Source organism: Bradyrhizobium sp. P2_E8, assembly GCF_056403875.1.
The window spans coordinates 1-5,013 of the sequence record NZ_JBFUES010000553.1 but is presented as its reverse complement, the minus strand read 5'-3'; the positions used below and the strand labels follow the sequence as shown (position 1 = coordinate 5,013).

The following is a 5,013-nucleotide window of genomic DNA, read 5'->3' as shown; positions in this document are numbered from 1 at the left end:
ACGTGCTCGTGGTGCGCGGTTCCGCCGAAGTCGTGACCTCAGTGGCGGCGAATAGCGGGGCGAGCTTTTCTAATTCCGGCTTCCTGCATCTGGTGCGACGTTCGGAAGGAGATAGAATCCTTGCCGAATCGGTGGGTCTTCGAAAGGACATTCCCCGTCATCTCTTCCACCAGCTTATCTCCAAAGCCTCGGAAGAGGTTCGGCAAAAGCTGGAGCGGGAGCGCCCAGATATCGAGCCCCAGGTCCATCGAGTAGTTGTTGATGTCACCGGTGCAATTCATGCCAGATTTGGTCCGGCTTCGAAGGGCTATTTCACCGCCAAGCGATCGGTTGCTAAGCTGCGGGAGCGAGGCGAGCTGAACGAAGACAAGATCTTCGATTTTGCTCACTCTCTCAAGTTCAACGAAACAGCCGTTGCGCTATCGTTACTGTGCACGCTCCCCATCGACATCGTAGAACGTGCACTAATTGATAAGGATCGCGAGCTTGCGTTGATCCTAGCTAAATCGTTGGACCTCTCATGGCCAACTGCAATGGCGTTGCTGTTCTTGGGAGCGCCGAACTATCGAATTACGGCCGGCGACCTCGACAAGTTGAAGCTCGATTTTGCTCGGCTGGAGGTCAATACCTGTCGTGGGGTGATAACGCTCTATCGATCACGAAAAGCCGAGGTGGGCTCCGCACCTATGCAGCGGGCAGCTATGCAGACTTAGCCTTTGAGACGAGCTGACTAGCCTCCTCAACTAGGGCCGACGAGCTGACGAGCATCGGTCCGTCTGCGGCTAACCCTGCACAATACCCGAAGCGACCGGTATGCTGGTATGCACACACCGAAGCTACTCCTCGCTCGCGAATTTGCTGCGTACGGTTGGAGCGCGACGCGGCCCACCTTGATCCTCCACGGCGCATGCTGATCAAGCGATCAAGGCGAGCCGCGGTGTTCTCGAAGAAGGGGCACCGGTCCGGCCGATCCAGTGGGTCGCCGCATCGACCGGCTCCTTCACCACGCGTGCTGACTATCTGCGGCGACAGCTACCGGATCCCATCGAGCGCGAGAGCGGCCCATGAAGCGCCGCCCCTCCCGTCGGCGACGCTTGCTTGCGTCTCATCGCCGGCAGAGCCAACCCGCAAGCGAGAAAAAGAACCTTAGGGTGAGGGCAAGTTCTCCTTGACGGAAAGGGGCGGTACCGGATGGCATTTGACACGAATTGCGCTAGGATTGAGTTTTCAGATGGGGATTGTCCCATGTTCGATAGTGCCACTACCGCGCTATTGCGCGCGGTCCTTGATGAGRTATGCGAGTGAGCTGCTGCCGGTTTGATGGACACCCGGTTAAGCTAATCCCACCTTGCGCTCGAACTCAACCGGGCTGAGATAGCCGATGGTCGAGTGCCTGCGGGCCGTACGCTCGGTCTTGAGCGAGGAGAAGAAGCTCTCCATCGCCGCGTTGTCCCAGACGTTGCCGGAGCGGCTCATGCTGCAAAAGATGCCGTGGTCGGCCATCAGGCGCTGGAACTGCTCGCTGGTGTACTGGCTGCCCTGGTCGGAGTGATGCAACAGCGCATCCGGCTTGCCGCGTCGCCAGACGGCCATCAGCAATGCGTCCGTCACGAGCTGTGCCGTCATGGCGGCACTCATCGACCAGCCCACCACGCGACGTGAGAACAGGTCGATCACCGCTGCGACATAGAGCCAGCCTTCGGCCGTCCAGAGATAGGTGAAGTCGGCGATCCATTTCTGGTTGGGACGCTCGGCGGCGAACTGCCGGTCAAGGAGGTTCGCCGGTACGGTCTCGAGCTGTCGATCGCCGTCATCCTTCGGCAAGCGCCGACGTCGCGGCCGCGCCCGCAAGCCTTGCAGGCGCATCAGCCGCTCAATCCGGTGCAGGCCGCAATCCGCCCCGTCGGCGAGCAGGTCACGCCACACCCGGCGTGCGCCATAGGTGCGGTCGCTGGCGACGAAGCTGGCCTTGACCTTGCCACCGAGCTCCTCGTCGCTGCGGGATCTGGCGCTGGGAGAGCGGTTCAGCCAGGCATGGAAGCCCGACCGCGACACTCCCAGCGCATCGCATAGCCATGCCACCGGCCAGATCGTCCGGTGCTTCGCGACGAAGGCGAACTTCATGTCGCTTCCTTCGCGAAGTAGGCTGCGGCCTTTTTTAGGATATCCCGCTCGGCCTTCAGCTTGGCGACCTCGCGGCGCAGCCGCTCGATCTCCTGCTGCTCGGGCTTCATCTGCCCATGGCCGGGAAAGGCCTGCACCGGGTCAGAGCCGAACTCCTTCACCCATTTGCGCAGTACGTTCTCATGAACCCCCAGGTCGCGGCCGGCTTGCGCCACGGACACCCCGCGCTCCCTGACAAGCTTGACCGCTTCGATCTTGAACTCTCGGCTGAACTTCCGTCTCTGCATGACCAACCTCCGGCTTGATAAAACACCCAATCTCGGTGTCCATCAAACCGGCAGCAGCTCAGGATCGAACAAGCCCGGGCTGACTTGCAGACCTACATCGATGGGGTGAGGTCAAAGCTGCACTAGACGATCGAGAAGCTCTCTCCATCGGTGCGCTCTCACCGGGACTCCGGACCGAGTGATTGGATCTTTGCCGTTCGAGGAGTCTCGCTTTAGAGTGGGATCATTCAAGACCCAACCGCTCCTGAGAACGGCTTCAATCAATTCAGTTTCCAAAAGGAGTACCGGATGGGACCTGTTCAGACGAAGCCCCCTCCTGAGAGGCATCGATATGGATATTCGGCGATACGGGCTAGTCCTCGGAATGGCAACGTTATTCTTCGCTGTAAGCGCGAGCGCGCGAGATCTAAATGGCCGATACGCCAACTCGCCTCTTAAGGCTTGGTTTGACCAGCTGTCAAGCGGTAAAGGACGGTGTTGTTCGATAGCTGACGGCAACAGTGTTGCCGACCCAGATTGGGAGTCAAAGAACGGGCATTATCGCGTTCGGTTAAAGGGTGAGTGGATCGACGTCCCCGATGATGCAGTAGTTAGGGAGCCAAACCGTGCTGGACAAACGATGGTTTGGCCGTTGGACGAACTGGACGGGTTGGGAATTCGCTGCTTCATGCCGGGAAACATGAGCTAGATGCCGTAATTGGAGCGGACAAGGCAAGATTCGCCGAGATGATCGCATTCAATTTCCTCGTGCTGGGTCCTACGTGATTAAAACAGAATAGGTCATCAGGCCTGTGAATGCCGACCGAAAAGTGACCCCCATCGGCGCGTTCGGGACCCCTTCAAGTCACTGATTGTGTTGAATCTAATTGATCGGAGCCCACGCCGATCAAGGTCGAGACCCCGCGCCGAAACACAAGTGACCGTGACGAGTCATCCGTCACGTCTGCTAAGGGCCAAGCGGATGTTTAGCTGTCCGGGTGAAACCACCCAAGGATCGCCACGCCGAAGCACGCAAACGCGCAGACGATCCGCATGCCGATTGTCGTCCAGTACCACATCGGCTCGGAATCCCTCTCAAAGATCCAATTCCTTGGGGCCGGGAAGAAACTGTCCAAGATACTGCCGGTGGCAAGGCTGTACGCGATTTTTCTCTCGACCAAGCCGGACCAAAGGGCCCGGCAGCAATCGAAGCAGAAATAGATCGCAACGACGCGAGCCAGTACCTCATAAAGAAAAAACTGCATTCGCAAATCCATTCGCCAACTTCGAAGGTGATGCCCGGCCCCTCGTTCGGCGAGGCAGGGTGTGGGTTGTTGGTGGACTTGACGAGCGCCACTTTGCTCAGTGTGGCCGATTCTGATGCTGGTTCAGTTCCATGAACAATACGAAGCCGTGCGGTTCGGGGGCTAATGCTGCCGTGCGGATTATGGCGCGCCATTCAGAACATAGATCCGAACAACAGCCGGTTCCTAGCTTCAGGCGCTTCTCTTTGTCCGATAGATCTTTTTAATTGGAACGTCGTACGGCCGAGGCGGCCACACGCCTCCTGCTTTTAGATATGCATCAAGGACAGCTTCAGACCACGCCTTCATTGCCAGCGTCTTCAGCGGCATTCGCTGCGTCACGCTATAGAACTTTTCGGTCGTCGGAGATCTGGCCTCCGGGTCCTTATCATCAAGCGGAGGAGCGTGACCCAGGAATGCAGATGACGCAGCTGCCGATAACCCCGGATAGTTTTCCAAAAAGTGTGTAGCGGCCGACCTAACGGTGTGCAGCGAGAAATCCGGCAGGCCAGCTAGGACGTTTGGATGCGCAGATTCCTTAAGGCCCTTCATGTTTCGAAGATGGTCAGCAAGCGAGGACGGATGGATCGCGATATCTGTCGGTCTATCGTAGCCGACGCCGTCCCGCTGCTCGCGGCGCGTCGAGGCAAAAACCCATTTCGTCTTGTGGCCAAAGCCGTGCGAGATGTTGATCAGGGCCTGCCAATCAGCGATCGAGGAATTTATCACGTGCAGTCCCATGGGCGGAACGGGAAGCATGAAATCTTTGCGCGCCTTCATCTGGTCTTCCGTCCATAACGCCGTTCCCCAGCCGTCCTCGCCGAGCGCGTCGCTCTGTTGCACATTCGCACGCTCAAGAAGAGTAGTGGATCCACGGCGATTGGCTGTTAGCGCGATCCACCAGATGCCCCACCTTATCCCTGGCGAGATCTTTTCCTCGGCTACCTTTCCCGCGCAGAAATCTTCGTGGCGCGCGAGCAGGTCACCCACGTGCTGCACCCGAAAGCCCGTTTTGCGAGACCGAAGCTTTTCGGCGTTTGCCTGCATCATGCTGATTTCTTCGCTTGAGGGCTGCGGTGGCTCAATCTGCGGCCACCACGGTGCCGGCACGACGAACCCAGACTCGTGCGAATTGCTGTAAGCCCAGGTCAGCATGGATTTAGCGTATGCCAAGAATTTCTCCCGAGGTCGTACGCCATTGATTGCTCGTATGGCGGAGCCGAGCACATGAGCGTTAAGGGCAGTGAGGGGGACATCCTGAAGGACAGTAAGCGATGGCCGTTTCGCCGCGCTGAAGGTGCCGGTCTTTCGGTCTATGC

The 5,013-nt window shown here is 58.4% G+C and carries 5 protein-coding genes; 2 read left to right on the top strand and 3 right to left on the bottom strand.

Features of this window, described 5'->3' with window-relative positions; genetic code table 11:
• The coding region (locus AC1D00_RS26255; protein WP_477012655.1) for a DUF2336 domain-containing protein at positions 1–713 on the top strand (713 nt) is incomplete at its 5' end.
• A gap of 619 nt (positions 714–1,332) precedes the next feature.
• On the opposite strand, the gene AC1D00_RS26250 is transcribed toward AC1D00_RS26255, so the two are convergent.
• Positions 1,333–2,411, bottom strand: a protein-coding gene (locus tag AC1D00_RS26250) for an IS3 family transposase (protein WP_477012654.1) whose coding sequence is annotated in 2 segments (ribosomal slippage) — positions 1,333–2,162 and positions 2,162–2,411 — 1,080 coding nt in all. Because the reading frame shifts where the segments join, the coding sequence is not laid out codon by codon here.
• A 331-nt stretch (positions 2,412–2,742) separates the two neighbouring features.
• Between AC1D00_RS26250 and AC1D00_RS26245 the strand changes: the two genes are divergently transcribed.
• Entirely contained in the window at positions 2,743–3,099 is a 357-nt protein-coding gene (locus AC1D00_RS26245) for a hypothetical protein (RefSeq protein ID WP_477012653.1), read from the top strand.
• Between the two features lie 277 nt (positions 3,100–3,376).
• On the opposite strand, the gene AC1D00_RS26240 is transcribed toward AC1D00_RS26245, so the two are convergent.
• The gene (locus AC1D00_RS26240; RefSeq protein WP_477012652.1) at positions 3,377–3,655 is read right to left on the bottom strand and encodes a hypothetical protein; all 279 of its coding nucleotides are present in this window, start codon (positions 3,653–3,655) and stop codon (positions 3,377–3,379) included.
• A gap of 231 nt (positions 3,656–3,886) precedes the next feature.
• Complete coding sequence (locus tag AC1D00_RS26235) at positions 3,887–4,867, bottom strand: hypothetical protein (protein WP_477012651.1); 981 nt, start codon at positions 4,865–4,867, stop codon at positions 3,887–3,889.
• Positions 4,868–5,013 lie beyond the last annotated feature (146 nt).